We start from the raw sequence: 26,844 nt of genomic DNA, 5'->3' as shown, positions 1-26,844 counted from the left end.
ATCATTAAATATATGCATACAGCATAAAAAGCCCCAAAAGGAGCTTTTTATGATCTTATATGCAACTTGTAAGCCTGTATTATTTGTTTACATGATTGACGGACAAGCGGAGAATCGTTTCATGCGGCAGAATGACGCGTGGATTCTCAACGGTTTCCTTCTTCATCAGCTTCGTGAGCAGTCTCATAGCTACCGCACCCAGGTCATACATTGGCTGGGCTACAGTCGTCAATAGAGGGCGAACCATCGAAGCCATGCGGATGTTATCCACACTGATGATCGAGAAATCATCCGGCACCTTAAGGCCTTCATCCTGTATGCTGTGAATGGCGCCAATTGCCATTTCATCTGTTGCGGCAAAGATCGCAGTTGGTTTCTTCTTAAGGCCCAGGAAGTACTTCATGGCTTCGACACCGGATTCGTACCGGTAATTACCGATTCGCACGAGATCCTCCTGATACTCAATACCTGCAGCTTCCAGTGCTTTCTTATAGCCATGGAAACGTGCATAACCGTTTGCAGGATCCTGCAGCGTTCCGCTGATCATTGCAATCTCACGATGACCGTGGCGGATAAGTGTGTTGACAGCGTCAAATGCAGCATTCTCATGATCGATATCAACTGAAGGATAGGTTCCCTTCTCATCACGCGTTGCGCAAAGAACAATCGGTACGGCAGAAGTCTGGAAGGCTTGGATATGTTCTTCCGTCACTGTTCCGCCCATGAAGAGCAGCCCGTCCACTTGTTTCTCAAGCAGGGTGTTGATGACCCGGATTTCCTTCTCTTTGCGCTTGTCTGCGTTACACAGGATAATATTGTAATGATACATATTGGCGATATCTTCAATCCCGCGTGCAATTTCAGCAAAAATCGAGTTTGAGATATCGGGGATGACAACCCCAACAGTTGTCGTTTTCTTGCTGGCGAGTCCTCTCGCCACGGCATTTGGACGATAGCCCAAACGCTCAATCGCTTCAAAAACCTTCTTCCGAGTCTGCGGTTTCACATTGGGGTTATTATTCACAACCCGTGATACCGTAGCCATAGATACGCCTGCTTCTCGAGCTACATCGTAAATGGTTACCGTCAAATTACTCTCTCCATTGCGATAAATTTTATCGTTCGACTAATTAAAATTATGATACGACACTTTGTACAATTGTGCAATGATAACGCTTCATTTTCCTTTCAAAATTCTTTCAAAGGCTGAACACATCATCCTGACGCGGGCTGTATTCACTAATGCTTCAATATAGCTCTCCACTCGCAAAACTGAAATATCAGCAGCAAGGGAGGTTTGAAAATCTGCAATAGTTCTCATCCGCACAGCCACAATTCAACTAACCTAGTACTATCGTAACAAAAAGCGCGTGAAAAATCCAACATTCGTGAAAAATTTTCAATGATTTTGCAGAAAAACTTTTTCATTTAGCGCTTTTTGTACATTGTAACGTCAATTGTGACAGTCTTTGAGCCGTTTCTTCCATCCATTTCAGGTCAGCCAGATCCCCGGCAACGCGATAGACATCAAGCAACAGATCAATACGGCTTTGAATAGCCGAGCGGATGCTCTCTTCTAGCTCAGAGATACCGCCGTGGAAAAAGCCCGTGGAGAAAGTTTCCTTCAGCACATTGGCCCATTCATTTCTGTCAGCAAGAGAAAGATGGAGCTTGGCAGGATGCTCCCCCATCTCACCGATCAGTTCGCCCAGATCCCGTTTGATAAAGGGCAAGGGTTCGTAACGGGCACATACTCCGCAGGTGTAGACCGGAACATGGGTAATCTTTATCTTACCGCTATAAATCAATGTATGCATATGTATAGTCATAACTCCGCCGCAGCCGCATGTTTTCTTTACCAGATTGTCTTTTTTCATCTCCCACACCTCAGGAATAATATTGAAACAACACGAGAGTCCGCCTTTTCAATAGCTATATTCGACCTCTCTCTCCATAATCCCTGCTGATTTGCATATAAAGATTTATTTGGTAATTAATACAATGTTTTCAATACCTTAAGATGACTTCATATTTCAAATTTGATAGAATGTACAGGACAAGAATCACATTCCTGAAAGGAGCTGCTGAACATGAGACTGGCCGGTAAAAAGGTCATCGCACTTGTAGACGATGAATTCGAAGATTTGGAGCTCTGGTATCCCGTATACCGGGTAAGAGAAGAAGGAGCCGAGGTGCATTTGGCAGGCCTAACGAAGGACAAAACTTATGTCGGCAAATACGGCGTTCCCGCCACAGCGGAATACTCCTGGGATGAGCTGAGTGCAGCCGATTACGACGGCATTCTGGTACCGGGAGGCTGGGCGCCCGATAAGATCCGCCGTTACAGCGCGGTACTAAAGCTGGTACAGGATTTCAATGAAGCCAAGAAGCCGATCGGCCAAATCTGCCATGCAGGCTGGGTGCTGATTTCAGCCAAAATCCTGGAAGGCGTAACCGTTACTTCTACGCCCGGTATCCGTGATGACATGGAAAATGCCGGAGCCATCTGGAAAGATGAGCCCGTGGTTACTGACGGGCATATTATCTCCGCCCGCCGGCCGCCGGATCTGCCGCCTTACGGCAAAGCCTTCTGCGATGCACTAGCCGGAGAATAAGCTGAAAGCAATCTCTTCACAAAGATAATAAGCCCTGCCTCTCAACTTACCGAGGTGCAGGGCTTGTTGCCGCGTTAAGGCAGCTATTTGCGGATGGAGAGGGATACCGTTTCCTTCAGCGGATTCGGGTAGCCGTTCAAAGTGAATGTCAATGGCTGAGGAAGCTTAGCTTTGCCTAAAGCATAATAATACAATGTTGGCGGTAAGGCCGCCTTGTCTGATGACTCCTTGCGCGCCGGAATACTTATATCGGACATAATAGTGGAGTACACCTGGCCTGAGGCATCCTTAAACTCATCGTCTAATAACAGAATAATTGAATCAGAAAATCTGGTCGTTGGCAACGGTGTATAATATTCCAGAATCATGGTGGAACCTTCTGCAGTACTGTTTACGGAGACTTTTAAATTTTTATCGGGTGCTTTAATAATCTGCTGCTTCTCTGTGTCGATAATCAATTCCGTTGCATCCTTGGCTAGCGCATGAATTCCGTCAATCTGCAGTCTGAGCGGCTGCTTGGAATTGTTATCATTTGCAAATACCAGACTCTTCTTGCCTTCTACAACTAGTGTACGGAATGAACTTAGACTCATAAATTGATCTTCACTGCCTAATAACATTCTGGGATTAAGCAGTCCGAAGATTTGCTTTGAATTCTGCGGATTATACTCCTCTTCCACATAAATACCGGTTGTTGAAATGTATACCTCATTGACATCGACCTCTTGTCCTGCAATGGTCAGAGTACGGTCTACATGGATGAGTTCTCCTGTTTTGGCCATTTTATCGTGATCAAGGGTGATCGGTAGAGACAGTTGTGCCAAAGGCTTTACTCCACTTGAAGTAGCTGTTTTTGTCTTCTCACCAAGATTCAGTTCGAATGTGATCTGATCAGGCAGTGACCTAAAATCGCCACCCCACTGCAATACCTCATAACCGAGGGTAATACCTGGCTGCACATCTTTAGGAGACCACCCGTTAGGATAGTTCACGGCTGAATATCCTTCACCCGCAAGCTGCAGACGGTTCACCTGCGACTTACGGCTCGTATTGTTTTGCAGCGAATACAATATGAGGATTCCCTTGCGGTCGGCGGCGATCCCATCCACCGTTAGCACGTACCCATTCTGCTGTGCTGAAGCACCGCTGATGCGCTGTACTAATCCCGCATCGATTGCCGACGATACCGTAATATTGCCGCTTGCCACTTTACGGTATGCCTCAAATGCATTGCTGCTCTGGGCTGATACCAGCGGACTCTGGGCATTTTGCGGCTCTGCCTGCTTACCGATCCAAGGGAAGGCAAACAATATCACAATTGCCAATACCGCTGCTATACCGATCGAATACCGCTTGCCTGCAGATATACGGTAACTTCGGGGTCCAGACATCCCGCTGCGTATCGCCGCATTCAATTTGATCTCCGATATCTCCTCTACCTGCCCAGACAACCCGTCAAAATATTCCTTCAGCAAATTCTCCTCGCTACCGGCCATGTACAAGTCCCCCTTTCATTTGGTCACGCAGCTGCTTTAAGCCCTTATTCAGCCAGGTCTTGACCGTCCCCTCCGGCTTGCCGAGCACTTCAGCAATCTCTGTAAGTGTCATATCACGGTAATATTTCAGTACAAGCACCTGACGGTATTTCAATTTCACACTGTCGAGGGCCTGCTCCATGTCCAGCTTGCGGTCACTGGTCATTTCCATCACTCCAGTACTGCCTGCATTCGCAGGCTCTACGGAAACTAACCGTTTTCTCCGCTTCAGTTCATCGTTGCAGCAGTTGATCAGAATTCGTGTCACCCAAGGTGCAAACCGTTCCGGATCTTTGAGACTTTTCCGTTTGCTCCACGCCCGGTACGTAGCTTCCTGCAGCATTTCGAGTGCATCTGACTCACTGCGGAAGTAACTGAAAGCGATCCCGTATAGTATTTTCTTCTGCTCTGATACGAGCCGGATAAAAGCCTGTCCACTCTCATCACCAAACTGGACCCGTTCAGACTCCATTAGATTTTCCATTCTCCGCTTACTTTGCCTCCCTCATACAGCAGCCTCAAAAAGCGCCTTTTTATACTTTCATCTATACTGACTCTCCCAAGGGAAAAACGGTTTTACTTTTTTTATAAATGGCGGTTCAAGACAAGTAACGCAAAAAGCCCGGCGCGTTCGCCGGACCCTTCACTTTATCGAATATTATTCTGATTGCCAAAGACTAGGATGTCTTCTCTTTCGGATCTACACCCGCATTCAGCGATAGGCCGCTCCGTCCTGCAAATGTGCTTAGCATCTCTTCTGTCTGTAGACTGGTACGGTGCCGGAAACATGCTTTGGCCATCTCTCTGGCTTCCGACGCCAGTGTGTTCAGTGTACGGTGCTTCACCCGGAGCAGCGCCTGCGGCGACATACTCAGCTCGCTGATTCCCAGCTCCAGCCAGAGCGGCAGAGACCGTTCATCGGCAGCCATTTCACCGCAGATACTCACACCGATGCCTACTTGCCGTGCAGCTTCCACTGTCATACGAATCATGCGCAATACCGCTGGATGATAAGGGTGATACATATGGGCGATCTGTTCATTCATCCGGTCAACAGCCAGCACATATTGCACCAGATCATTTGTCCCAATGCTGAAAAAGTCCACTTCTTCCGCCAGCAGATCCGCGATCATAACGGCAGCCGGAACCTCAATCATAATGCCTACCGGTACATTGCGGTTATACGGAATGCCTTGCTCGTCCAGCTCTGCCTTGACCTCGTTCAGCACTGCTTTGGCAGCTTGTACTTCTTCTACGGAAGAAATCATCGGGAACATCATCTTCACATTGCCGTAGTGGCTGGCACGCAGGATCGCAGTCAGCTGTGTTTTGAACATATCTTTGCGGTCGAGACTGATCCGGATGGCGCGGTAGCCCAGGAATGGGTTCTGCTCGTCAGGAAGCTGGAAATAATCCAGATGCTTGTCTCCCCCGATATCCAAGGTACGGATTACAACGGTGTTGCTGCCAACCTTCTCGGCGACAAGCTTATAGACCTCAAACTGCTCTTCTTCTGTCGGAAAGGAATGGCGGTCCATGTACAAAAATTCCGTACGGAACAAACCAACCCCCTCCGCTCCGTACTTCAGGGCCATATCCAGCTCTTTGACCGAGCTGATATTACCGGCCAGCCGCAGAGATACACCGTCTTTGGTAATGGCCTCCACTGTAGCAAGCAGCTCCAGCTGTTCTTTCTTACGCTGCTGCTTATCGCGTCTTGCTGCGTAGTCTCTTACCGTTAGCTCATCCGGATGAAGCTGCAGAATCCCGGTTTCACCGTCGAGCACCAGCAGATCTCCGGTCTGAATCGGATTGGGCAGTTTGTTCTCCAAGCCAGCCACCAGCGGAATCCCAAGCGCCCGGGCCATTATGGAGGAATGGGAAGTTTTGCCGCCCATCATGGTGACAATTCCCAGCACATAGACCGGATTCAAATGAACCAACTGAGAGGGAGATAACTCCTTCGCCACCAGTATATAGGGCTGTGTATCAGACGGCAGAGTTACCTCGGGTGCACCTAGCAAATGCTTCAGCAGACGGTTGCCGACATCCTTGATATCAACTGCCCGCTCTTTCATATATTCATCGTCCAGCAGATCAAACATCGCTACAAAATGGTCAATGGCTTCCTTGACCGCCACTTCAGCCGCCTTGTATTGGCGTTCGATAATGCCACGGATTTCACTCATGAACACGGGATCATCCAGAATTGCCAGATGGGCGTCAAAAATACTCGATTCCTCCGGCCCCACGACTTCCCTGAATTCTCTTTTGATAAACTCAATTTCATCTTTCGAGGTGCGGATTCCTTCGTATAAACGCTCAAATTCCTTGGCCAGATCCACCGGATTTACCTGCGTATCCGGCAGGCTCCATTCCCAGTTCGGCAAGACAAAGGCCTTCCCGATGGCAACACCTGCTGCAGCGCCTATGCCTTGTATCATGCTTCAATCCCTCCAACATTGCTTTCATGTAATACCACGGACATTACGGACGATTGCCCCTTTTTCACAGTTTTAAATGGAGCATAGCTCCAGGATTTCACACGGTCAGGGTTGGTAATCACCATCGGTGTAGCAAGCGATGCCGCATGTTCACGCAAAAAGGTAAGATCGAATCTCACCAGCAACTGGCCCGGCTCCACACTGTCCCCTTCCTGCACAAGCGCCTCAAACGGCCCCTTAAGCTGTGAAGTGTCGATCCCGATATGCATAAGCACTTCCAGCCCTTCGGGCGTTGAGATGCCCACTGCGTGCATTGTAGGGTATACGTGCATCACCTTGCCAAACACGGGTGAGACCAGCTCCCCTTTGTCCGGGAAAAAGGCCACCCCGTCCCCAACCAGCTTCGCGGCAAAAATATGGTCCGGCACTTCCTCAATCGGCATCATTCGGCCCTGCATTGGAGAACTGAACAGCACCTGCGGCAGATCACGAAGCATCAGCTTGTCAATCTCCTCACGGATCAGCTCTGAGTAGGTGCCGAATACCACCTGCACGTTCCCGCCGCCCAGCTTTATAATTCCGGCCGAGCCCAATCCCTTGAGCGCCCCGGTATCAATGAATCGGTCATTATGCACAGTTAATCTTAAACGGGTGATGCAAGCCTGAACTTGTACGATGTTCTCTTTGCCCCCCAGCGCCTCCAGAATAAGCGGAGCCTGATACGGGATATTCCCTGCCCAGTCGCCCAGTTCAGAGCCTTCCTCACGCCCCGGTGTCGGAATCTGGAAACGGCGGATCGCCCAGCGGAAGACGTTATAATACACAACCCCATAACCGATCCCGATCGGGATCAGCAGCCAGGCGCGCTGCGACAGATGCAGGTTGAGGATAAAGTCAATGACCCCCGCCGAATAAGAGAATCCATGATGGATGCCAAGTGAATAGGTCAGCACCATTGCAAGACCGGACATGACTACGTGCAGCGCGAATAAATATGGCGAAGCGAACAGGAAAGCGAACTCAATTTGCTCCGACACGCCGGTCAAAAAGCAGACCATTGCGGCACGCAAAAAAGTTTTGCGGATCTTCGGCTTCAAATCCTCCCGCGCTTCCTGAATAATAGCTAAGGCAATCGCCGGCAATGCGAACATCATGATCGGAAAAAGTCCGGCCATAAAGATGCCCGCAGTAGGATCTCCCGCAAAAAACCGCGGCAAATCCCCCTGGACGACCGCGCTGCCGTCAGGAGTAGCAAAGCTCCCCAGCTGAAACCAGAACAAATTATTTAAAATATGATGGAGGCCAAAGGCCGTAAGCACCCTGTAAAGCACCCCGTAGACAAACACGCCATATCCGCCGGTCGCCTGTATATCCCGGAAAAGCACGTCCAGCCCTTGCTGAAGCAGCGGAGAAACGCCGAGCATCACCCAAGCGAATAAGGCCGAGAACAGGCCCATGAACAGCAGGACAAACCGCGAACCTCCGAAGAATTGTATGGCTTCTGGAAGCTTGATATTTTTAAACCGGTTATGCGCCACGCCGGCGACAATCCCGAGTATGATTCCGATTAATGTAGCAGGCTGAACATCCCCGTTCCCCATATGGGTAACAATCCGGTCATAAGTGAACATTCCAGCCAGTGCAGCCAGCCCAGCAGGTCCGGCCTGATTGGATAACCCCCACGCTACGCCGACAGCAAACAAATAAGGCATGAAATAAAATATTCCCTGCCCCGCATATGTAGTCACTTCGGATACCGAAGAAAGTCCCCATGCAGACCACGGTAAGCTGCCCAGACTAAGCAGGATGGCGGCCGCCGGAAGCACCATGGTAGGAAGCATTATGGCTCTGCCCAACTGCTGCAATGATCCGAGCCAATTCAAGGTGACCCTCTCCTTTCATTCTATATTGAATGGTACGCGCTGCGACAGCTTTTGTCAAAAGAATGCGGCAAGAATTAGGATACCACGGTTCCCGTGATTATGGGAAACTTTATTCGTAATTTAGTGTGGTCTGGATGTGGTGTTCGCTGCTGTGAAGGAAACAGAGAAGTAAGCCCTATAAGGCATTACAACGATCATTAGTGAGCATGCGTGGGCATGGGGAATCAATCCAGCTACTCCAGCTACTCCAGCTACTCCAGCTACTCCAGCTACTCCAGCTACTCCAGCTACTCCAGCTACTTAAGTGTATTCTGTACAACTAAAACAGCACTTTCAAACAGTAATATTAGTTTAACTGCACTTTATACATCTACAAATCGCATTTTCTGCTCCAAGGAGCCATTTAGCAACTTTTAGTTGTACCAAGTGCAGCTAAACTTCAAAAAAGGAACTTTTAGCATCATTTAGTTGCATGAAGTACATTTATTCTATTATCATCCTGCTATTCAACCAAACCTCACTTAGTTCCTTAATTCCACCTGTACCTCAATCAGACTGCATGCAAGAGTGCTTAAATTTGCTTTTCATTTCCCTATCCACTTACCATATTTGATCAGCCTGCATTGCTTTTACTTCGTAGAACCGCACCCTCTGCTTTGAATTTACCGGTTTGAGTAATCCTTTGTCACTGAGGGACTGCAACAGCCTCCGGCCCGTACGATAGTTAATCTGGAAATGGTTGCACACATCCTTGGGACGGAGCGGTTTAGCGATACGCCAGGCCAGGCGCAGCACTTCTTTCTCTTCGGACAAAATATCTGCGGCTAGCGTCTTTCTGGCTAAATGCGGCGCAAGCACCAGCTGCAGGAGCATCCGGCATACTTCAGGACGCTGCTGAACATCGTCGAAGGAAAAGTGGAGCATCCTCCAGCCCATCCCGGTGAGGAAACTATCGCGGTTCAAGGAATAGCTGAACTTCTCGCGGTCCATGTCTTTGACATGACTTTGAAAGCCGTCGCATTCGATCCCGAACCGGCCCCCATTTTGCGGCAGAAAAGCGAAGTCCAGAAACTGCGATTTGCGGTTCCAATCGTAAACTTCATATTCTGGATGCAAATGCTCAAGCGATTCAAACAACGGCCACCACACATTCTGCAAAAACAGCCGCTCCGCAAAATTGTGACCTCTGACCAGCCTACCCTTACGCTCCCCACTTCTCTCCGACGTATGCTGCTCGATGAATAAACGATGTGCTGCCTCAAACTCCATCTGATCCCCTCCCGGTAAATAAAAAAAGAACGCCCACCTCCCGCAAAATAATCACGGGTACATGGACGTTCTTCGCCTAATGCCAGTATAGCAACACAACCTGGCTATTTCTAGATGAAACAGGATCAGAGCAGCAAAACTTGCTGTATACCTTCCTTCCCCACCTAGGCTAAAGGGTTCCGGATTTATGAGAGTACCGGATCCTTCCCAGACTCCCCTGAATACTACTGCCGGCTGCGCCCGTGCATCGTGATTGCTTCCTCGACCTTGATGCAGCGGTCCATGATCGCCGTCATGCCGTGGTCTGCGGCAATGTCAGCAGCCTCCTTGCTGATAATGCCCTGCTGGAGCCACAGCACATGTGCGCCGATATCAGCTGCCTCCTGCGCCACTTCGGCGCAGTATTCGCTGCGGCGGAACACATTGACAATGTCCACCGGCTCCGGTATTTCAGCCAGCGTATGGTAGCATTTCTCCCCTAGAATCTCACCGTCTACTGTAGGATTAACCGGAATGATCCGGTATCCGCGGCTCTGCATCGCATAAGCCACCATATAGGAGGTACGGTCCGATTTGTCGGAAAGACCTACAACAGCAATATTACCTGCGGAAGCAAGAATATCGCCGATTTGCTCCCGGGTCGGGTTCTCAAAGCTCATGTTTGTTACCCCTTTCGCTTTAGTGCCGAATCAGCAGGTGAAACCAAATCTTCCTATTATAAGCCGACTTCGCCTGGATCAGCATCCTATATTGTTATTGTACCCACTCCACATTTGCTCCAAGCGCACGCAGGTGGTCGAAATATTGCGGATAGGACTTGGCGACATGATGGGCGTCCTTGATCAGCAGCGGCTTGCGGGCACGAAGGCCCACTACCGTCAGCGCCATGATTACCCGGTGATCATAATGCGCATTAATCGTTACTCCGCCTTCGACACCCTCAGGCATGCCGTGCACGATGATCTCGTCGCGGCGCTCCTCAACCTTGGCTCCGGCACGGGTCAACTCCGCCAGATAGTCGGTAATCCGGTCGCATTCCTTATAACGCAGATTCTCCACGTTGTAGAAACGCGAGGTCCCTTCGGCAAATACCGCCGCCGCCACCATCGCCAGCACGGCATCGGTTGCCGCATCGCCGTCGAATTCCACAGCCTTTAGAATGCCGTTCCCCTGCACATGTACTGTTCCGTCTTCGTGAGTAAGCGGTACTTCCATCATACGCAGCACATCCACAATTGCCCGTTCCCCTTGCTTGCTCTTCTCGGCAAGCCGGTGAATTTTCACATCCGATTGGGTGACAGCCGCTGCCGCAAGCACAGCCGCAGATCCCGGATAATCCCCCTGCACGGTGTAAGACTTGGCCGCATAAGCCTGGCGCCCCGGCACCTTAAAGGACATATAATCGTCAGCAGAATGAACTACGATTCCTGCCTGCTCCAGCACCTCCAGCGTCTGGCCGACAACAACCTTCGACTTCAGATCATCCAGTACGACGATCTCGCTGTCCTCTTCTAGCAGCGGCGTCAGGAAGAGCAGCGCACTAAGATACTGTGAGCTGACTGCACCGGAGACGGTAATCCGGCCGCCAACCGGCTTGCCGCCGCGAATGGTAATCGGAAGTCTTCCATTATTATGCTCCACTTGAACACCGATCTGGCCGAGCGCTGCAATGAGGTCGTCATGCGGGCGTTTGCCCAGAGAATCCGGGTACGTGTTAACGAAAGTCACCTCCGGGCTCAGCGCAGCTACAGCCATCAGAAAGCGCAGGACAGCCCCGGCATTCCCTACATTAAGTTCCTTGACGTCACGGGGATGCCGGCCAAAGCCTTGAATGACAATCTTCTCTTCATCCTCCGTAAGCACTGCTCCAAGATCGGCAATACATCTGCGGATCGCATCGCTGTCCTCACTATGTGCAGGATAGTAGATCGTGCTGACGCCCTCGGATAGAGCGGCAACAAGCAGGTAGCGTGTAGTGTAATTTTTGGAAGACAAAGCTCCAAATTCTCCTTGCAAAGCTGGCGTCGGCCTAACAATAACGTCCATGATATAAGCGCTCCTTAGTTAATGTAGTTGATATATAGTGCTTCGTTTGACAGGCTATTCTCCACTTGTGTTATCATTAAACCAATCTTCCGATAGAAAAGAGGTCACAACCATGAATGAGATCCCCCAAATTACACCGCAGGAATTGCGGAAACGTCTGGAGACAGGCGAAGACCTTGTATTGATAGACGTACGTGAAGATGATGAAGTCGCCTTCGGGATGATTCCCGGCGCTCAGCATATCCCAATGGGCGAGATTCCGCAGCGCACGGAAGAGCTCCCGGCAGAGACCGAGATCGTCTTTATTTGCCGCTCAGGTGCCCGCAGCCAGCGTGTCTGCGAATATCTGCAGCAGTTCGGCTTCAAAGGCTCCAACCTCAGCGGCGGAATGATTGAATGGAATGAAAGTGCAGAGGCGTAAGCCGCACACAAGTATACTTAAAAGCTCAACCGCGGTAATGCATTAAAATATGCTGCGACACTTCTGCCGCACTCAGCTCCGAAGTATCGACTGTGCAATGCGCGAAACGGTAAGCCTCCCGGCGCTGCTCCATGATGGTGCGGACCCTTTCCTGCGCGTTGCCAGCGAGCAGTGGCCGGTTCTGATCTCCACTGACGCGGGATAAGATGACTTCTTCCGTGGCCGTAAGCGCCACAACAAGCCCCTTTTCCAACATCATCTCGGCATTCCCTGGAGCCAGTGCTGCACCTCCGCCTGTCGAAATAATTCTGCCCTCTCCTTCAAGCATCCGCTGAAGTACTGCAGTTTCAACCTTCCGGAAATACGTTTCACCGCCATCGGCAAAAATATCGGCAATGCTCCGGCCTTCACTCTCTATAATGACATGATCCAAATCAACCAGTTCAAAGCCCAGTTCCTCCGCCAGCATGGCACCCACTGTTGACTTGCCCGTGGCCATCATTCCTACAAGGATAATATTTTTATGCAAGGTATTGAAACTCTGTTGTTGTTCTAACTCCCCAGTCATGACTACCCTCCAACCGCGACATTTGTCATATCATAACACAGGGTGAAAACTTTGCACAATGCGATTCCCGTCCTGTAGATTCCGAAAAAAAAGGCCCGAAAGCCTCCCGCGTGCGGGAAGCCGTTCGGGCCGCTGTTTGCAGCTAAGCCAAATAGCCTATTCAGCGAGCCAGTTGTGGTGGAAGACGCCTTCTTTGTCCACACGTTGGAAAGTATGGGCGCCGAAGTAGTCACGCTGTGCTTGCAGCAGATTCGCAGGCAGGCGTTCCGTACGGTAGCTGTCATAGTAGGCCAGTGCACTTGCGAATCCCGGAACCGGAACCCCTTGAGTTACAGCAGCAGCAACAACCTTGCGCCATGCGGATTGGTACGAACCCATGATGTCTTTGAAGAACGGATCCAAGAGCAGGTTCTTCAGCTCTGGATTGGTTTCATAGGCATCGGTGATATTCTGGAGGAAACGGGAGCGGATAATGCAGCCGCCGCGCCAGATTTTGGCCAGACTGCCGTATTTCAGATCCCAGCCGTATTCGTCGGAAGCTACGCGCAGCTGCGCAAAACCTTGCGCATAGGATACGATTTTACTCGCGAACAACGCTTTGCGCACATTTTCGATAAATTCTGCTTTGTCCCCTTGGAAAGGCTCTGTTTCCGGTCCGCTCAGCACTTTGCTGGCTTCTACACGCTCATCCTTCATTGCAGACAGGAAGCGGGAGAATACGGATTCGGTGATCATGGACAGCGGCACGCCAAGATCGAGCGAGCTCTGGCTTGTCCATTTGCCTGTTCCCTTTTGGCCGGCGGCATCGAGGATAACGTCAACCATCGGTTTGCCGGTTTCTTCATCATATTGTGCGAAAATATCCGTTGTGATTTCGATCAGATAGCTGTCAAGCTCGCCGCTGTTCCACTCTTTGAAGATGCTGTGCAGTTCTTTGGCATCCAGACCAAGCACATCCTTCAAAAGCTGGTAAGCTTCGCAGATCAGCTGCATGTCGCCGTACTCGATGCCGTTGTGCACCATTTTTACATAGTGTCCTGCACCGTCCGGTCCGATATATGTACAGCAAGGCTCTCCGTCCACTTTGGCCGAAATTGCCGTAAGGATAGGTTCAACAAGCTTATATGCACTTTCTTGACCGCCTGGCATAATGGAAGGTCCTTTAAGCGCGCCTTCTTCACCGCCGGAAACTCCGGTACCGATGAAACGGAAACCTTTTTCTTCCAGTTCTTTGCTGCGGCGAACCGTATCAGGGAAATAAGCGTTGCCGCCGTCGATAATAATATCGCCTTGGTCAAGATGCGGCAAAAGCTGCTCAATTGTGGCATCGGTAGCTTTACCCGCCTGAACCATGATCAGAATTTTGCGCGGTACTTCAAGTGATTCTACAAACTCTTCAATGGAAAAAGTACCCACCAGATTTTTGCCTTCCGCTTCGGCAATAAGATCATGTGTCTTCTCCGGGGAACGGTTGAATACCGATACGGTAAAGCCTCTGCTCTCGATGTTAAGAGCCAAATTTTTACCCATTACCGCTAAGCCAATAACGCCGATTTGTTGTTTTGCCATCTGGTCCTCCACCCTTTGCATCCTATATTTTTGTGAAATCCATTTCTCGCAGTATAAGAATACCACCCTTTGTCAGATACAGCAAAGTTCCGCCTGCGAAATAGAGAGCAATTTCATTGACAAAGTCCTTAAGTTGCAGGAAATTGCTCACAATGACTATTTTAACGTTTTTACCGCCAGAAGTGAACCCCTGTCCACAAGTTGAAATACAAAGTTAAGGGCACCCCTGCTGAGGGATGCCCTTAACCAAATGAAGCCGATCTTTGCTACCATTCAAGCATATTTAGTTCCCGCTGCAAAAAGCTGAGCTCCGCCATACAGGACTCTGCAAGTTCGGCGTCTTCACTGCGAAGGGCCTCATTCAAGCGGTCCAGCTGTTCATCAACCTCAATCCTCCGCTGGCGGATCCGCTCTTCTCCTTCACCGGAGTAAAAAAGCTTTGTCAGCTCCTGATCCGTGAGCATCGGCCCTTTCTGATACAGGACACGCTGCTGATACCCGGAAATTTCCACCAGACGGATCACTTCACCAAATAAAATATTCTCAATGATAATCTGGCGGTCGCGGAAACGTTTGACTACGGCATGCCCTCGCATATCGCCAATCAGCTTCTCCATCCATTCGGACAGGCGCGCATCACGGATCATATAATCGCCCACCAGCTTGTAGCCATCCTTAATCCGCTGGAAGCGGAGCTTTACCAGCTTACGGCCGGTGCGCACCGAAATCAAAAAAACACTTTCATTCTCACTCCAGTAAAGGGAATAGCCATCCTTTATCAAGTCCTTGATAAGATCCTGTATATGCTGTCGGTCAAACCGCAGCTCCAGATTGCAATACTCCACTTCGTCATTTTTGTTCACGGCACTCCCCCCTAACAGCTTTGCTTCTGCAAAACCAGCTTTATTAGCTTTTTTCCTAGGTAAAATTGACTGCCGGACCTCCACTTGCGATCTTTACTTTGCGTTCGTCTTACTCTTATTTTATACTTCATTTTATGTAGCGGTAACTTGGTTTATTGACTATTTTTACCCGTTTCCTGCTAATCCCAAACGCTTCCCGCTGTTTTTACTGGATTTTGAGGCTTTGAGATGGAAATATGCGGCAGCGGCAGCAATTTCAGCAATGCTTACATGCATGCGAATCTATTTTTTGAACAAGGAGACGCTAGAATGCCATTTCAAGGATTTACACATGATGATTTTGCAGTATTTCAAATTGTGGGGCTGGAGCCGAGAATGGATGCCCTCATTGACCGGGTGCGGCCTAAATTGAATGAGCTTGGCAACGAACTTGCTCCAGTCCTGTCCGCGCTGTGCGGTGAAGAAATGTTCCCGCATGTAGCCAAGCACGCCCGGCGCACCGTTCATGCCCCGAATGATACATGGGTGGCCTGGGGCCCGAATAAACGCGGGTACAAGGCTCTGCCGCATTTCCAGGTTGGTATGTTCCACAGCCACTTGTTTGTTGTTTTTGCCATTATCTACGAGAGCTCCAACAAGGTGCTCTTTGCGAATGCGCTGGCGAAACAATCCGCAGATATCCGCGCCGAGCTTCCGGGAAGCTATTTCTGGTCGACCGACCACTTGGATCCTAAGGGAATCCAGGAATCGGACATGGACGACCGGCAGTTCACCGAGCTTGCCCGCAAGCTGAAGGAAGTCAAGAAAGCCGAGATTACGTGCGGTCTGCGGATCGACAAGGATGATCCGATTCTGTCGGATGAGGATAAGCTCCTGGAGCTTATTCAGCAGACCTTCGAGACGCTGCTGCCCCTGTATCGTATGTCCTTTTAGACACCTACAAAGTCTATGGCTGCAATAAAGCCGCAGGCAGACGGATGAATTCATTCCGTCTGCCTGCGGCTTATTTGGTGTCACCGATCGTTCCCAATCGACTCCAGATCAGCTAGTTCCTGCCTTTAATTTTGTCCGATGGACAATAAGCAGATGCAGTCCGAACAGCAGCACCATCACAAATGAGCTGGCCAGAAAAGGAGCACTATGGCTGACTGAATCCCACAGTCTGCCTGACAGCACGGGGCCTGCGACCATGCCGGAGCCTTGGAGTGTCAGGAAAAGGCCCCATACGGTGCCCCGCTCCCCCTTAGGCACCTGCAAAGCAATAAAGGCGTTCCAGGCCGGAAGAATAAGCGCATAACTTACACCAACCAGCGCAACAGCGCAGAAGGCCAGCGGCAGCCAGCGCACCTGGGAGAAGAAGGCCAGTGAACCGGCTGCCAGCAGAAATCCAATATTCAGAAACACCGTAGTCCCGATCCGGTCCACCAATTTCCCGGCGGGAATGAGCGCCAGCACTGTGATCCCCCCACCGGCAATGAGCAGCATGCTGAACTGATTCGGCGTGACATGCAGCTCCGAATGGGCAAACAACGTAACTACCGGCGTCATGAGGCCGATGGCGAAAGCCTGCAGAAATAATGCCGGGAACAGCAGCCGGCTTACCTTCAGCGAGCTTCTGACCGCGTGCATCGTCCGCTTGAGGCTCTGCAGCGGCTGAAATGGTCTGCGCTGTTCCACAGGAGCTTCTTCACTGTGGAGGTCACGCACAACATGGGGAGCATGGCCACCGATTTTGGACGGGAGCAGCAGGGCAACGGCAGCAACAGCAGCTGCGCATCCCATAAGCACAAGAAATACCGTACGGTAGCCTTGACCGCCATGATCCATCAGAAAATTCATGGTGATCGGCCCGATACCGGTTCCTGCCAGCGAGGCCATCTCTACTGCACCCATCGCCGCACCGCTGCTTCCGCTCTTCGTAGAACCGGCCAGCTCCGTAATCCCTGTCATTGTGCAAGGCCACAGCGGCGATGTTCCAATGCCCAGAATCAGGCAGGCTATGGATAAACTGACCGCATCTTTGGCATAGACAATCATCCCTACCGCTACTACCAGCAGCAGCAGGGCGCCCGTCATTGTCCAGCGGTAGCCGATACGCTCCATCACCCAGCCGAACGGGCTGCGGAAAAGGTTGTCCCCCAGATATTGCAACGCAAAAGCAAAACCTACCACTGTTACCGACAAGCCAAGGATATTCTCCATATACACAGGCAGGAGGGCGACAAGCAGCGAGCCTTTCACAAATTCCACCAAAAAGATAATAGCCCACATTTCCATAATGAAGGGCGAGGCCAAGCTGATATGCATACGTTGTGCTACTTTGCCAGACATTAGATCACATCCTAGTATTATGTTGATTGATTTGTTATACTGATGCTTGCTTGAAAAAAAACTATTCGCGAAAGGTTGTGACAGCATTAAATGGATCAACACCGTACTCCCCTCTTCACTGCTCTCAAAAAGCATGCCGCTGGAAACCCAGTTCAATTTCATATTCCCGGGCATAAGAAGGGGCTAGGAACCGATGCCGAATTCCGTGAGTTTATCGGCGATAACGCTCTATCCATAGATTTGATCAATATCGCACCGCTTGATGATCTTCATCAGCCTACCGGCGTAATACAAGAAGCTCAGAAGCTGGCTGCGAAGGCTTTCGGCGCCGACTATACGTATTTTAGCGTACAGGGCACGAGCAATGCCATCATGACTATGATCCTCTCTGTCTGCTCAGAAGGAGACAAAATAATTGTGCCGCGCAACATTCACAAATCCGTGATGTCGGCAATTATTTTCTCCGGAGCCAAGCCTGTTTTCGTCTCACCTGTTCAGGATGAGAATCTTGGGATAGACCACGGCATTACCACCAGCTCGCTGGAACGAGCATTAAGGCGTCATCCGGACGCCAAAGGAGTTCTAGTAATCAATCCAACGTATTTTGGCGTATGCGCTGACCTGCGTTCGATTGTGGACCTGGCCCACAGCTACGGGGTTCCCGTATTGGTGGACGAGGCACATGGAGTATTGATTCATTTTCATGAGGATCTTCCGGTATCAGCCATGCAGGCCGGTGCCGATATGGCGGCAACCAGCGTTCACAAGCTGGGCGGCTCCATGACGCAAAGCTCGGTGCTTAACGTGAATGCCAAAACCGGGCTGGTCAACCCGCAGCGGGTACAGACGATTCTCAGTATGCTGACAACAACTTCCACCTCATATATTTTGCTTGCGTCACTGGATACTTCCAGACGCAATCTGGCTCTGAACGGCCATGAAATGGCCGAGAGAACGATAGCCTTGTCCAATTATGCCCGGGAGGCCATCAATAACATCGACGGTCTGTACAGCTTTGGCAAAGAGATTCTTGGCACAGAGGCCACCTTTAATATTGATCCAACCAAGCTTAACATTCATGTCCGCCATTTGGGAATAACCGGTTATGAAACAGAAAACTGGTTGCGCCAAAAGTATAACATCGAAGTAGAACTAAGCGACATGTATAATATTCTTTGCCTGATTACGCCTGGTGATACCCAAGATTCCGTAGATAAGCTGCTTTCCGCCCTGCGGGTATTGTCAGCCATCCATTACAGCAAAGGTGAGATCTATGAGCTTAAGGTGCAGGTGCCGGAAATTCCGCAGCTTGCCCTTATTCCAAGAGATGCCTTTTATGCGGATACTCAGGTTGTTCCGTTCCGCGAATCCGCAGGTTATATCATTGCGGAGTTCATCTATGTTTATCCTCCGGGCATTCCAATTTTGCTCCCCGGTGAAATAATTACCCAGGATAACATTGATTATATCATCGACCATGTGGAAATCGGGCTGCCGGTCAAAGGTCCGGAGGACCGCAGCATCAACTTTGTCAAGGTAGTCGTGGAAGCTGATCCGATCTCTTGATCGGCCAGCCTTCCGCAAAACATAGGCATTCATACAAAAACCCGATACTTTAGGTATCGGGTTTTTGCATGCAAGCCTCAGTGCTGAATCCATGCAACCTCAGGCTGTGCTACACTGAAATCTATTCTTGCTGGGCAAGCAGCTCGTTGTAAGCTTCTTCAACGGCTTTCCATTCAGCTTCATCTTCAATGTTGTAAAGCACCATTTCTTCATCTTCTTCTTCCATACGCAGAATGATGCCATCCGCTTCAGGGTTTTCGCGTTCCAGCAACAGCGCGTATAATTTCTCGCCCACATCGAACGTTTCTACCAGCACCATTTCTACATCTTCGCCCTGCTCGTTCGTCAAGGTCAGCACAAACTCCTCGTGCTCATGGTCGTGATCATGTCCGCAACCGCATGCTTCACCATGTTCATGGCCATGCTCATGTTTGTGATCGCTCATTGAAATACCTCACTTTGAATTGAATTATCCTACATTTGGTATCGTAACACGTATGATAAGTTCAGGTCAATTTGAGGGAGGTGCAAAATACCTAATCTAGTGCAGTGATTACCTTCTCTGACACAAGTACGTAATCTACATTCTTGGAGGCCTTAATATAGAAGCCCACCCGGTACTTCCCGGACTCTTTAAAATCATAGGTGAACTCCGAGGTGGAGAACCAGAAATCTTCTTTTTTCGAACCGCCCAGCTCCTGCGACTGAATGTCCTTCACATTTCCCGATGGATCGGTAATGGCTACTTTTACTGCTGCGATGCTATCTGTCAAGCTGTCCACCTGTGACAACACCTTAAATTTGAGTTTTCCGATATTCACGTTACCAAATACATCATCGCCCTTATACAGAATAATCTGTACATTCGGCTTAAGAATGGTCACTTTGCCTGAACCGTCCCAGTTCACGACGCCTCCAGCTTCCCTGGCCGGGATATAAGCCTTGCCATCAATCAAATAGCCGCCATCGGCCATTTCCTTCCCATTGCTCCATACCCTGATTTTCTGATTTACAGCGTCCGCGAACAATAATGAACTTCCCATCAGGGAAAATACAACTACGCACAGAGCAACTTTTTTCCACCTCATAAGCAGAGACCCTCCAAATAATTCATGCTGTTAATATATACTGCCAAGGGTGACACAAGTTGCGCCGAAGTGAGATGAAAATTTCATTTCTGTCATCAAAATGTTACTATATTGAAAATAAAACGTTAACCTGTGTTGGCAACAATTAGAACTGGAGGATTTTCGGTATGACTATACAACTGCAAATGATAGGTACGGGTGATGCTTTTTCCAATAACTACTATAATAACAACGGGCTGCTGCTGGATGGCAACTTCTCGCTTCTCATAGACTGTGGTGCTACAGCCCCGCTCGCCATGCATCAATTAGGGAGATCGTTCCGTGAGGTGAACGCGACACTAATCACACATATCCATAATGATCATGTCGGCGGACTGGAAGAGCTGGCACTAGAGTTGATGCAGGATAATAACCGGAAAATGCGGCTGCTGTTGTCGGAGACACTGGTCAAACCGCTGTGGGATCACATCCGCAAGAGCGCTCACTCAAAGGAAGGCCGTGCAGATTCCCTCGAAGAAATGTTCAATGTAACTGCGCTGCGTCCAGGTGAGTCTTATACCCTTTCCCCGGAAATTACACTGCAATTGATTCGCACCCCGCATATTCGCGGCCGGGACAGCTACTCGCTGCTGCTGAATGACGATATCTTTTACAGCGCCGATATGACCTTCCAGCCTGAGCTGCTGATCAAGCTTGTCCGCAAGCATGGCGTCCGGAAGATTTTTCACGACTGTGAGCTCAGCGGATCGGGTAAGGTTCATACTACACTCCGGGAACTGATGTCTTTGCCTGATGATGTACGCAAGCTAATCTATTTAATGCACTACAGCGACCGGAAGCCTGAATTTGAGGGGATGACCGGAGAAATGGAGTTTCTTGTTCAGCATGAGATATATGAGCTTTGAGGTTCAGTTTCCCGTATCTTTATTAACCGCAGTTTATAACCTTGAAGCTGCAAAAAAAGCCGGATGGGCAGTGTCAACTGACACTGCCTGTCCGGCTGTTCTTATCTATGCGGTTTTAGAACTGCGGCAGCTGATCCAGATTATTCGTGGGATCGCCATCCGCATCGCCACGGATGTATAGTTCGCCATCTCTGCCTTTGAACACATTCACTCCGGCTATACTTCCCGCTTGAACCTCCTGCAGCGCCTGCTGGTAGTCCAGTACTCGTCCTGAAGAGGTCTGGAACTTCATCAGATCACCGTCACCGTTTCTTTGGGCCGCTGTAAACCGTTCGCGTTCATTGTTCATCACTTAGGATCTACTCCTTCGCGCTTGGATTGGCCATTAGGCTCAACTCTAGCTTGCCCCGCTAACGAAAGAATATGTACTTTGAGGTTTACAGCGTTTTCTGCATTCTCACATGCAAAATACCTGCATCATAGAATGGCTCTGGAGAGATCACTTCATACCCCAGTTTGTTATAAAAGGCTTCCGCCTGGCATTGTCCATCAAGGATGGATGATTCGAGGCCCAGCTCACGGGCAAGCTCCTCCAGCGCCAACAGCAGGATACGCCCGTATCCCTTGCTGCGGTAGTCTTTGTCGACTGCGATACGCTGCATTTTCGCAGTGCCTGCTTTATAATAAATCAATCTTCCGGTAGCTACCGGGAGACCCTCATCCATCAGCAAGATATGATGCACATTGTCGCCGATTGCATCATACTCATCAATTTCCTCTTCTTCCGGTACCTTTTGCTCTTCAACAAATACTTTTTTGCGGATGTCCAGTCCCATCTGGAGCTGTTCATCTGTCGTTACATGTACGATTTCCGCCGCCATACTTCCACAGGTCTCCTCTCTTAATATAAAAACGATAGTTGACCCATTATACAGAATTTTCATTACTCTGTGAAGAGCGCCATTATTCGACCGAATAGACCTCAGTGGAAATCGAGCGGTCGTATACATCCTCCAATACAGGCGATAAAGGGCTGTCTAAACCTTCAGGCTTTCCATCCAAGCCAGTCATGCTCTGGATCTCCACAACACTCGGCGCCTGATAGGACGAAGCACATCCAACTGCCGTCAGGAGCAGCATTAAACACACTACCGCTTCCCATATCTTAATTCTGCGCATCTCTTTCCCTCCTATCGTCTTCTGCTCTACACAGCTTTGACGATTCGTGAGGTTATTAAACTGATTAGCGGTCTTTGTGAATCCAGATTCAAAAACCACATTAAACGCTTGACTTTTACCGCGTTCCTCACGTAAGATAACCATTAATTAGGATAACCACAAAAGCTAAGAAGAGAAAGAGTACCTTGGCCAATCTTTCACAGAGAGCTCCAGCCGCTGAAAAGGAGCAAAGAAAATCCAAGGGAATATGGTCTCTGAGCTGCGCATCGAACCCCTCCAGGAGGGTTGTAGGCTGCGCCGGAACCCGCATCCGTTATCGTGCTAGGGTATACCCGCGAACAGCGGACGTACCTGAAGAGGTGAATGCCGCAAGGCATTGATGAAGTTGGGTGGTAACACGTGAGCACAGGCTCTCGTCCCTTTTGGGGACGGGAGTCTTTTTTGTTGCCCAAAAATGCTCCCGGAGCGAGTTTTGTTCGATGGGAAATCCGGGAGTAACACTCACAAAACTTGAGCATATGCTTCCGAAGCGAGTTTTGTTCGAAGGACAATCTGGGAGTAACGCTCACAAAACTTGAGCATATGCTTTCGAAGCGAGTTTTGTTCGAAGGACAATCTGGGAGTAACGCTCACAAAACTTTAGGAGGAGATAAAATGTCCAATATCTTTATCGGAGGGGCGTGGCCTTACGCCAATGGCTCTCTGCATCTGGGAAGACTGGCAAGCATTCTGCCCGGTGACATTCTGGCCCGCTACCACCGGGCTAAAGGTGATCAGGTGCTGTATGTGTCCGGCAGCGATTGCCATGGAACACCGGTTGCTGTCCAGGCAGCCAAACAGGGCGTAACGCCGGGCGAATTCGCCGACTGCTATCATGAGGAATTTGTGGAATGCTTCGGCAAGCTTGGTTTTACTTACGATTTATACACGCGCACAGATCAGGAAACCCACCACACGGTCGTTCGTGAGCTGTTTCTTAAACTTCTGGACAACGGGCACCTGTACAAAAAGACAACGCTCCAGTGCTACTGCGAGCAGGATCAGAGGTTTCTACCCGACCGGTACGTGGAGGGAACGTGTCCGGTCTGCGGGCAGCAGGCACGCGGCGATCAGTGCGATTACTGCTCCACCCTGCTCGACCCGTCTGATCTGCTGGACAGATCCTGTAAAATCTGCGGAACCCCTCCGGTGCTGCGGCCTACAGAGCATTACTATCTTTCACTTTCGAGCTATCAAAAGGAACTGGCAGACTATGCGGAATCATCTCGGGGCTGGAGGGATAATGCCGTCCGGTTGACTCAGCGTTATCTGCAAGAGGGACTTCAAGACCGCGCGGCTACCCGTGATCTCGATTGGGGCGTGGATGTGCCGGCAGACGGATTTACCGGCAAAAAAATCTATGTATGGATCGAAGCGGTCAGCGGCTATCTGTCCGCCAGCAAGCAGTGGGCCGCAGAGACAGGAAACCGTTGGGAGGATTTCTGGCTGGAGAATCGCGACAGCGTCGATGAGGATGGCAAGACAACCGCTTATTATGTGCATGGGAAAGACAACGTGCCTTTTCATAGTCTGATTTGGCCGGGTATACTATTGGGAGTGGGCGGACTGCATTTGCCTGACCGTCTGTTTGCCTGCGAATACATGACGCTGGAAGGTCAGAAATTCTCTACCAGCCGCAACTGGGCGGTCTGGTTACCGGATATTCTCAGCCGCTATCAGCCGGATTCAATCCGGTACTTCCTGATTGCGAACGGCCCCGAGAAACGTGATACCGACTTCTCCTGGAGGGAGTTCATCCACAGCCATAATGGCGAGCTGCTCGGCGCCTTCGGCAATTTTGTAAACCGCAGCCTGGCCTTCATAAATAAAGCCTTCGGGGGTTGTGTGCCGGACGGAATACTGGAACCTAAGTGGAGAGCGAACTTCGACACCTTATACACCGAAGCCGGCAGGCTGATCGAATCCGGGCGTTTTAAGGAGGGTCTGGAGTTTATCTTTGGTTATATTCGCCAAGCCAATAAATACTTTGATGAACAGAAACCCTGGCTGCAGATCAAAGAAGACCGCAATGCCTGCGGAGATACCCTCTACACCTGCGTACAGATCATTGCTAATCTGGCTAATCTGCTGAATCCGTTCATTCCTTTTTCCTGTGATGAGCTCCGTACCTTCTTGTCCCTTGATGAGGCTGGATGGCAGCAGTCCTCTGTTCCGGCAGGACAGACCATCAATGAACTGAAGCTGCTCTTCGAACGCATTGATACTGTACGGATTGAAGAGGAAACAGCCCGGCTGGAGAGCCAGATGCTAAGTAACTAATCCTTATAATACCTGCTGGCCATATGGCGGAGGATGAGTTTATTATGTAGGAGGCAGCCTCCGCCTGTAAGTTCCGCTTATATTCGGGATGAATTCAATTCTATTTAAAGGTGAAACTATGAGAAAAACTCTAACTCTAGTTCCAATATTATGTATATTGCTTTTTCTGCCTTCTTCTTCTTTTCTAATGAAGCATTCCTTTCGTAGCGCCGACTGGGGAATGAGCATTACCGAGGTGAGGGAAAGCGAAACGTTGGATTTTAAAGAGCTCGGTGATGGTACTCTAAAGATTCTGCAATATAAATATCCGTCACCGGAATTTGACGATGCTTGGGTGTACTATTTGTTCCCGGAACAGCAGAACCACAAGTTAGGCGGCGCCGGTTACATCTATTATATACAGGATCAAGAGGCCAGAGCAGCACTCGTCCGGAAGCTGTCGGAGAAATACGCGGGCATCTACGGTGTAGGGCAGTATAGCAATGATGCCAATTTTCAACGGTATTACTGGAATTTACCCGACAAGAGGCTGATCATTTACAACGATTTCGGAGCAGAGGCGGCGGCTCAGTTCTACTATGATTATGAATTCATTGAAACTATCAATGCAGGAACACAATAACTGGTACCGTCTCTCCAAAAAAGCCGATTTTTCTATAGCCCGGTTGATATCGTAAGGCTGTAGAAAAAAACGGCTGTACCGCAAAAGACCACTGTATTCCTCATGCTTTCTCTAATTCTACTGGTTATCCAGGTTAATTCTGGCTAGGAAACCGCCCGCCGGCTACTGCCCCCTTCGGTGAGATGTTTTCGATTTGGGCAAGCTGTGAAGTCGTGCAGCCTTTTTGTACAGCCATCGCTTCAATCAGGGAGACGACTTCAAGGTTTTTAGTGAGTATGCGTCACCCCGAATTTGGTCGCAATTACAGCCTTATCCCTGCGCCCTTTAAGCGCCCGCCCCAGCAGCTTCTCATTACCTCCGAAACGCCCCAGCAGGTATTCCTCACCATAAAGATCTGCTGTATCAAAAAGTGTCACACCCAGCTCCAGCGATCCCCGGATCGTATCTACCGATTCTTCATTGTCCGGCATCATCATGGTTCCGAGGCCCAGAGCTGACACTTCCAGCCCTTCGTTTCCCAGTTTTCTTGTCACATATGTAGTCCCTCTTTTCTATAGATTAAAATAAATGAACATGCACTTATTCTAATCAGCCCTAACAAAAGCAACCACAGTATGTTTATGCTAGTAAGATCATTACCAGGCTGTCAATCCTTAACCGGTGTATACACGCACACATGCAGATCGGGATGATCGGTTGGACTTGCAAAGGAATGAATGTCGTAGGCAACCGTCTTGTCATCACCAGCAGGAGTTTGGATGTAAACCCGGTTTACAGTTTTGAGCTGGATGTTGTGCAGCTTCCATATGTCCGCAAACTCCCTGCTCTCCACACACAACTGCTCGACGATATCCTGAAACCATGGATCTTCCGGATGCTTATCATAGTAGGTTCTGAACACGGCAACTGAATGCAGAGTGAACTCTTCCCAATTGATCATACGGCGGCGAAGCCCGGTATCCAGAAACAGCAGCCGGATCATCAACCGTTCAGCATCAGGTATTGCGTCAAAATCAATCAGCATCTTCGCTGCCTCTTCATTCCAGGCAAGAACCTCGGATCTTTCATTGCTGATGAAAGACGGATAGGGCAGCTGCCCGATGATTTCCCTCCACTGCGGATTAAGCGTTGTACTAATAGAAGAAACAGCTGCACGCTCATGTGGATTCCAAAGCTCGAACAGATGTTGCTGCTCATCCGGCGTCAGCTGCAGCGCCCTCCCGATGTTCTCGATGATATCTCTGGACGCGGTTACTTCTCTGCCCTGCTCCAGCCAGGTATAATAAGTTGCACTGACACCTGCCAGCATAGCAACCTCTTCCCTTCGGAGTCCCGGCGTTCTTCGTAGGCTATAGGATGCTTTAAGCCCTGCCTGTTCCGGCTGAAGCCGGTTTCGGCGCGATTTCAGATAATCGCCGAGCGTTTTGGCTTTACTATTCTCATTAAGCATACACAACCTCTTCTCACTGAATCATTACGATCCATTTTAGCTTAACATGTTCCATACTTAAACCTTTGTCCGTGCTTGCTATCCCTTAAAACGGATGTTCATCATTGATCAAGCCTGCGCGTTACGTGTCCCCACAGCGTCAGAATAAAAAAAGTGCCCGAACAGTCATAA

At 49.7% G+C, this 26,844-nt stretch carries 27 protein-coding genes, 1 pseudogene and 1 other annotated feature; of the genes and pseudogenes, 7 read left to right on the top strand and 21 right to left on the bottom strand.

Features of this window, described 5'->3' with window-relative positions:
- Positions 1–79: 79 nt before the first annotated feature.
- From ccpA to H70357_RS14205, 3 genes are all read right to left on the bottom strand, one after another.
- The gene (gene ccpA / locus H70357_RS14210; RefSeq protein WP_038590464.1) at positions 80–1,090 is read right to left on the bottom strand and encodes a catabolite control protein A; all 1,011 of its coding nucleotides are present in this window, start codon (positions 1,088–1,090) and stop codon (positions 80–82) included.
- Positions 1,091–1,177: 87 nt separating this feature from the next.
- Entirely contained in the window at positions 1,178–1,321 is a 144-nt protein-coding gene (locus H70357_RS35870; RefSeq protein ID WP_156130867.1) for a hypothetical protein, read from the bottom strand.
- A 103-nt stretch (positions 1,322–1,424) separates the two neighbouring features.
- Complete coding sequence (locus tag H70357_RS14205; protein WP_038590461.1) at positions 1,425–1,877, bottom strand: hypothetical protein; 453 nt, start codon at positions 1,875–1,877, stop codon at positions 1,425–1,427.
- 213 nt (positions 1,878–2,090) lie between these two features.
- Between H70357_RS14205 and H70357_RS14200 the strand changes: the two genes are divergently transcribed.
- The gene (locus H70357_RS14200) at positions 2,091–2,615 is read left to right on the top strand and encodes a type 1 glutamine amidotransferase domain-containing protein (RefSeq protein WP_038590459.1); all 525 of its coding nucleotides are present in this window, start codon (positions 2,091–2,093) and stop codon (positions 2,613–2,615) included.
- Positions 2,616–2,698: 83 nt separating this feature from the next.
- Here the strand turns inward: H70357_RS14200 and H70357_RS14195 are convergent, their stop codons facing one another.
- From H70357_RS14195 to aroA, 7 genes are all read right to left on the bottom strand, one after another.
- The gene (locus H70357_RS14195; protein WP_038590456.1) at positions 2,699–4,111 is read right to left on the bottom strand and encodes a DUF4179 domain-containing protein; all 1,413 of its coding nucleotides are present in this window, start codon (positions 4,109–4,111) and stop codon (positions 2,699–2,701) included.
- On the bottom strand, positions 4,101–4,634 hold the full coding sequence (locus H70357_RS14190) for a sigma-70 family RNA polymerase sigma factor (RefSeq protein ID WP_038590453.1): 534 nt from the start codon (positions 4,632–4,634) through the stop codon (positions 4,101–4,103). Before H70357_RS14190 ends, H70357_RS14195 begins: the two co-directional genes overlap by 11 nt.
- A gap of 193 nt (positions 4,635–4,827) precedes the next feature.
- Positions 4,828–6,594: a phosphoenolpyruvate--protein phosphotransferase gene (gene ptsP, locus H70357_RS14185; protein WP_038590450.1), complete on the bottom strand. Its 1,767-nt coding sequence runs from the start codon at positions 6,592–6,594 to the stop codon at positions 4,828–4,830.
- Entirely contained in the window at positions 6,591–8,477 is a 1,887-nt protein-coding gene (locus H70357_RS14180) for a glucose PTS transporter subunit IIA (RefSeq protein ID WP_038590448.1), read from the bottom strand. The genes ptsP and H70357_RS14180 overlap by 4 nt, the downstream gene beginning before the upstream one ends.
- Before the next feature lie 600 nt (positions 8,478–9,077).
- Positions 9,078–9,746 carry a PDDEXK family nuclease gene (locus H70357_RS14175; RefSeq protein ID WP_038590445.1) on the bottom strand — a complete coding sequence of 223 codons (669 nt, stop codon included), beginning with the start codon at positions 9,744–9,746 and terminating at the stop codon, positions 9,078–9,080.
- A gap of 224 nt (positions 9,747–9,970) precedes the next feature.
- Positions 9,971–10,405 carry a CoA-binding protein gene (locus H70357_RS14170; RefSeq protein WP_038590442.1) on the bottom strand — a complete coding sequence of 145 codons (435 nt, stop codon included), beginning with the start codon at positions 10,403–10,405 and terminating at the stop codon, positions 9,971–9,973.
- A gap of 94 nt (positions 10,406–10,499) precedes the next feature.
- The gene (gene aroA / locus H70357_RS14165) at positions 10,500–11,792 is read right to left on the bottom strand and encodes a 3-phosphoshikimate 1-carboxyvinyltransferase (RefSeq protein ID WP_038590439.1); all 1,293 of its coding nucleotides are present in this window, start codon (positions 11,790–11,792) and stop codon (positions 10,500–10,502) included.
- A gap of 112 nt (positions 11,793–11,904) precedes the next feature.
- Here aroA and H70357_RS14160 point away from each other — a divergent pair, with 112 nt between their 5' ends.
- Positions 11,905–12,213, top strand: coding sequence for a rhodanese-like domain-containing protein (locus H70357_RS14160; protein ID WP_038590436.1), 309 nt, complete (start codon positions 11,905–11,907; stop codon positions 12,211–12,213).
- 25 nt (positions 12,214–12,238) lie between these two features.
- Here the strand turns inward: H70357_RS14160 and H70357_RS14155 are convergent, their stop codons facing one another.
- The 3 genes from H70357_RS14155 to H70357_RS14145 all read right to left on the bottom strand — a co-directional run bounded on the left by H70357_RS14155 (position 12,239) and on the right by H70357_RS14145 (position 15,213).
- Positions 12,239–12,781 (bottom strand): shikimate kinase, encoded by a 543-nt coding sequence (locus H70357_RS14155; protein WP_038590433.1) that lies wholly within the window; start codon positions 12,779–12,781, stop codon positions 12,239–12,241.
- 156 nt (positions 12,782–12,937) lie between these two features.
- Positions 12,938–14,350 (bottom strand): NADP-dependent phosphogluconate dehydrogenase, encoded by a 1,413-nt coding sequence (gene gndA / locus H70357_RS14150; RefSeq protein WP_038590418.1) that lies wholly within the window; start codon positions 14,348–14,350, stop codon positions 12,938–12,940.
- 266 nt (positions 14,351–14,616) lie between these two features.
- Positions 14,617–15,213, bottom strand: a complete 597-nt coding sequence (locus H70357_RS14145) for a hypothetical protein (protein ID WP_038590415.1) — start codon at positions 15,211–15,213, stop codon at positions 14,617–14,619.
- Between the two features lie 309 nt (positions 15,214–15,522).
- On the opposite strand from H70357_RS14145, the gene H70357_RS14140 reads away from it, so the two are divergent.
- Positions 15,523–16,146 carry a DUF1054 domain-containing protein gene (locus H70357_RS14140; protein ID WP_038599535.1) on the top strand — a complete coding sequence of 208 codons (624 nt, stop codon included), beginning with the start codon at positions 15,523–15,525 and terminating at the stop codon, positions 16,144–16,146.
- Between the two features lie 108 nt (positions 16,147–16,254).
- Here H70357_RS14140 and H70357_RS14135 read toward each other — a convergent pair whose 3' ends face one another.
- On the bottom strand, positions 16,255–17,544 hold the full coding sequence (locus H70357_RS14135; RefSeq protein WP_052092023.1) for an MFS transporter: 1,290 nt from the start codon (positions 17,542–17,544) through the stop codon (positions 16,255–16,257).
- A gap of 90 nt (positions 17,545–17,634) precedes the next feature.
- On the opposite strand from H70357_RS14135, the gene H70357_RS14130 reads away from it, so the two are divergent.
- Entirely contained in the window at positions 17,635–19,110 is a 1,476-nt protein-coding gene (locus H70357_RS14130) for an aminotransferase class I/II-fold pyridoxal phosphate-dependent enzyme (protein WP_038590413.1), read from the top strand.
- Between the two features lie 121 nt (positions 19,111–19,231).
- On the opposite strand, the gene H70357_RS14125 is transcribed toward H70357_RS14130, so the two are convergent.
- On the bottom strand, positions 19,232–19,555 hold the full coding sequence (locus H70357_RS14125; protein WP_019911532.1) for a DUF1292 domain-containing protein: 324 nt from the start codon (positions 19,553–19,555) through the stop codon (positions 19,232–19,234).
- Between the two features lie 91 nt (positions 19,556–19,646).
- Positions 19,647–20,198 (bottom strand): copper amine oxidase, encoded by a 552-nt coding sequence (locus H70357_RS14120; RefSeq protein WP_038590410.1) that lies wholly within the window; start codon positions 20,196–20,198, stop codon positions 19,647–19,649.
- 167 nt (positions 20,199–20,365) lie between these two features.
- On the opposite strand from H70357_RS14120, the gene H70357_RS14115 reads away from it, so the two are divergent.
- The gene (locus tag H70357_RS14115) at positions 20,366–21,103 is read left to right on the top strand and encodes an MBL fold metallo-hydrolase (RefSeq protein ID WP_038590408.1); all 738 of its coding nucleotides are present in this window, start codon (positions 20,366–20,368) and stop codon (positions 21,101–21,103) included.
- A 115-nt stretch (positions 21,104–21,218) separates the two neighbouring features.
- On the opposite strand, the gene H70357_RS14110 is transcribed toward H70357_RS14115, so the two are convergent.
- The 3 genes from H70357_RS14110 to H70357_RS14100 all read right to left on the bottom strand — a co-directional run bounded on the left by H70357_RS14110 (position 21,219) and on the right by H70357_RS14100 (position 22,282).
- The gene (locus H70357_RS14110) at positions 21,219–21,455 is read right to left on the bottom strand and encodes a DUF3892 domain-containing protein (protein ID WP_038590405.1); all 237 of its coding nucleotides are present in this window, start codon (positions 21,453–21,455) and stop codon (positions 21,219–21,221) included.
- An 85-nt stretch (positions 21,456–21,540) separates the two neighbouring features.
- The gene (locus tag H70357_RS14105) at positions 21,541–21,984 is read right to left on the bottom strand and encodes a GNAT family N-acetyltransferase (RefSeq protein WP_038590402.1); all 444 of its coding nucleotides are present in this window, start codon (positions 21,982–21,984) and stop codon (positions 21,541–21,543) included.
- An 82-nt stretch (positions 21,985–22,066) separates the two neighbouring features.
- Positions 22,067–22,282: a hypothetical protein gene (locus tag H70357_RS14100; protein ID WP_038590399.1), complete on the bottom strand. Its 216-nt coding sequence runs from the start codon at positions 22,280–22,282 to the stop codon at positions 22,067–22,069.
- A gap of 158 nt (positions 22,283–22,440) precedes the next feature.
- Positions 22,441–22,706 (top strand) — a binding site (T-box leader).
- Between the two features lie 230 nt (positions 22,707–22,936).
- Between H70357_RS14100 and metG the strand changes: the two genes are divergently transcribed.
- A complete protein-coding gene (gene metG, locus H70357_RS14095; protein ID WP_038590396.1) occupies positions 22,937–24,601 on the top strand; it encodes a methionine--tRNA ligase in 1,665 nt (554 codons plus the stop codon).
- A 220-nt stretch (positions 24,602–24,821) separates the two neighbouring features.
- Entirely contained in the window at positions 24,822–25,223 is a 402-nt protein-coding gene (locus tag H70357_RS14090) for a hypothetical protein (RefSeq protein ID WP_038590393.1), read from the top strand.
- A 284-nt stretch (positions 25,224–25,507) separates the two neighbouring features.
- Here the strand turns inward: H70357_RS14090 and H70357_RS14085 are convergent.
- Positions 25,508–25,756, bottom strand: a pseudogene (locus tag H70357_RS14085) (aldo/keto reductase); the annotation flags it as partial.
- 113 nt (positions 25,757–25,869) lie between these two features.
- Positions 25,870–26,673 (bottom strand): helix-turn-helix transcriptional regulator, encoded by an 804-nt coding sequence (locus tag H70357_RS14080; RefSeq protein ID WP_038599530.1) that lies wholly within the window; start codon positions 26,671–26,673, stop codon positions 25,870–25,872.
- Positions 26,674–26,844: the final 171 nt, after the last annotated feature.

This window comes from Paenibacillus sp. FSL H7-0357, from assembly GCF_000758525.1.
GTDB lineage: Bacteria > Bacillota > Bacilli > Paenibacillales > Paenibacillaceae > Paenibacillus_AQ.
This window is presented reverse-complemented; position numbering and strand designations above follow the sequence as displayed.

Coding starts and splice junctions, on each gene's coding strand:
- H70357_RS35870 (WP_156130867.1), bottom strand. CDS start 1,321: ATGAGAACTATTGCAGATTTTCAAACCTCCCTTGCTGCTGATATTTCA.
- H70357_RS14205 (WP_038590461.1), bottom strand. CDS start 1,877: ATGAAAAAAGACAATCTGGTAAAGAAAACATGCGGCTGCGGCGGAGTT.
- H70357_RS14200 (WP_038590459.1), top strand. CDS start 2,091: ATGAGACTGGCCGGTAAAAAGGTCATCGCACTTGTAGACGATGAATTC.
- H70357_RS14195 (WP_038590456.1), bottom strand. CDS start 4,111: ATGGCCGGTAGCGAGGAGAATTTGCTGAAGGAATATTTTGACGGGTTG.
- H70357_RS14190 (WP_038590453.1), bottom strand. CDS start 4,634: ATGGAAAATCTAATGGAGTCTGAACGGGTCCAGTTTGGTGATGAGAGT.
- ptsP (WP_038590450.1), bottom strand. CDS start 6,594: ATGATACAAGGCATAGGCGCTGCAGCAGGTGTTGCCATCGGGAAGGCC.
- H70357_RS14175 (WP_038590445.1), bottom strand. CDS start 9,746: ATGGAGTTTGAGGCAGCACATCGTTTATTCATCGAGCAGCATACGTCG.
- H70357_RS14170 (WP_038590442.1), bottom strand. CDS start 10,405: ATGAGCTTTGAGAACCCGACCCGGGAGCAAATCGGCGATATTCTTGCT.
- aroA (WP_038590439.1), bottom strand. CDS start 11,792: ATGGACGTTATTGTTAGGCCGACGCCAGCTTTGCAAGGAGAATTTGGA.
- H70357_RS14160 (WP_038590436.1), top strand. CDS start 11,905: ATGAATGAGATCCCCCAAATTACACCGCAGGAATTGCGGAAACGTCTG.
- H70357_RS14155 (WP_038590433.1), bottom strand. CDS start 12,781: ATGACTGGGGAGTTAGAACAACAACAGAGTTTCAATACCTTGCATAAA.
- gndA (WP_038590418.1), bottom strand. CDS start 14,350: ATGGCAAAACAACAAATCGGCGTTATTGGCTTAGCGGTAATGGGTAAA.
- H70357_RS14140 (WP_038599535.1), top strand. CDS start 15,523: ATGCCATTTCAAGGATTTACACATGATGATTTTGCAGTATTTCAAATT.
- H70357_RS14135 (WP_052092023.1), bottom strand. CDS start 17,544: ATGTCTGGCAAAGTAGCACAACGTATGCATATCAGCTTGGCCTCGCCC.
- H70357_RS14130 (WP_038590413.1), top strand. CDS start 17,635: ATGGATCAACACCGTACTCCCCTCTTCACTGCTCTCAAAAAGCATGCC.
- H70357_RS14125 (WP_019911532.1), bottom strand. CDS start 19,555: ATGAGCGATCACAAACATGAGCATGGCCATGAACATGGTGAAGCATGC.
- H70357_RS14120 (WP_038590410.1), bottom strand. CDS start 20,198: ATGAGGTGGAAAAAAGTTGCTCTGTGCGTAGTTGTATTTTCCCTGATG.
- H70357_RS14115 (WP_038590408.1), top strand. CDS start 20,366: ATGACTATACAACTGCAAATGATAGGTACGGGTGATGCTTTTTCCAAT.
- H70357_RS14105 (WP_038590402.1), bottom strand. CDS start 21,984: ATGGCGGCGGAAATCGTACATGTAACGACAGATGAACAGCTCCAGATG.
- H70357_RS14100 (WP_038590399.1), bottom strand. CDS start 22,282: ATGCGCAGAATTAAGATATGGGAAGCGGTAGTGTGTTTAATGCTGCTC.
- metG (WP_038590396.1), top strand. CDS start 22,937: ATGTCCAATATCTTTATCGGAGGGGCGTGGCCTTACGCCAATGGCTCT.
- H70357_RS14090 (WP_038590393.1), top strand. CDS start 24,822: ATGAGCATTACCGAGGTGAGGGAAAGCGAAACGTTGGATTTTAAAGAG.
- H70357_RS14080 (WP_038599530.1), bottom strand. CDS start 26,673: ATGCTTAATGAGAATAGTAAAGCCAAAACGCTCGGCGATTATCTGAAA.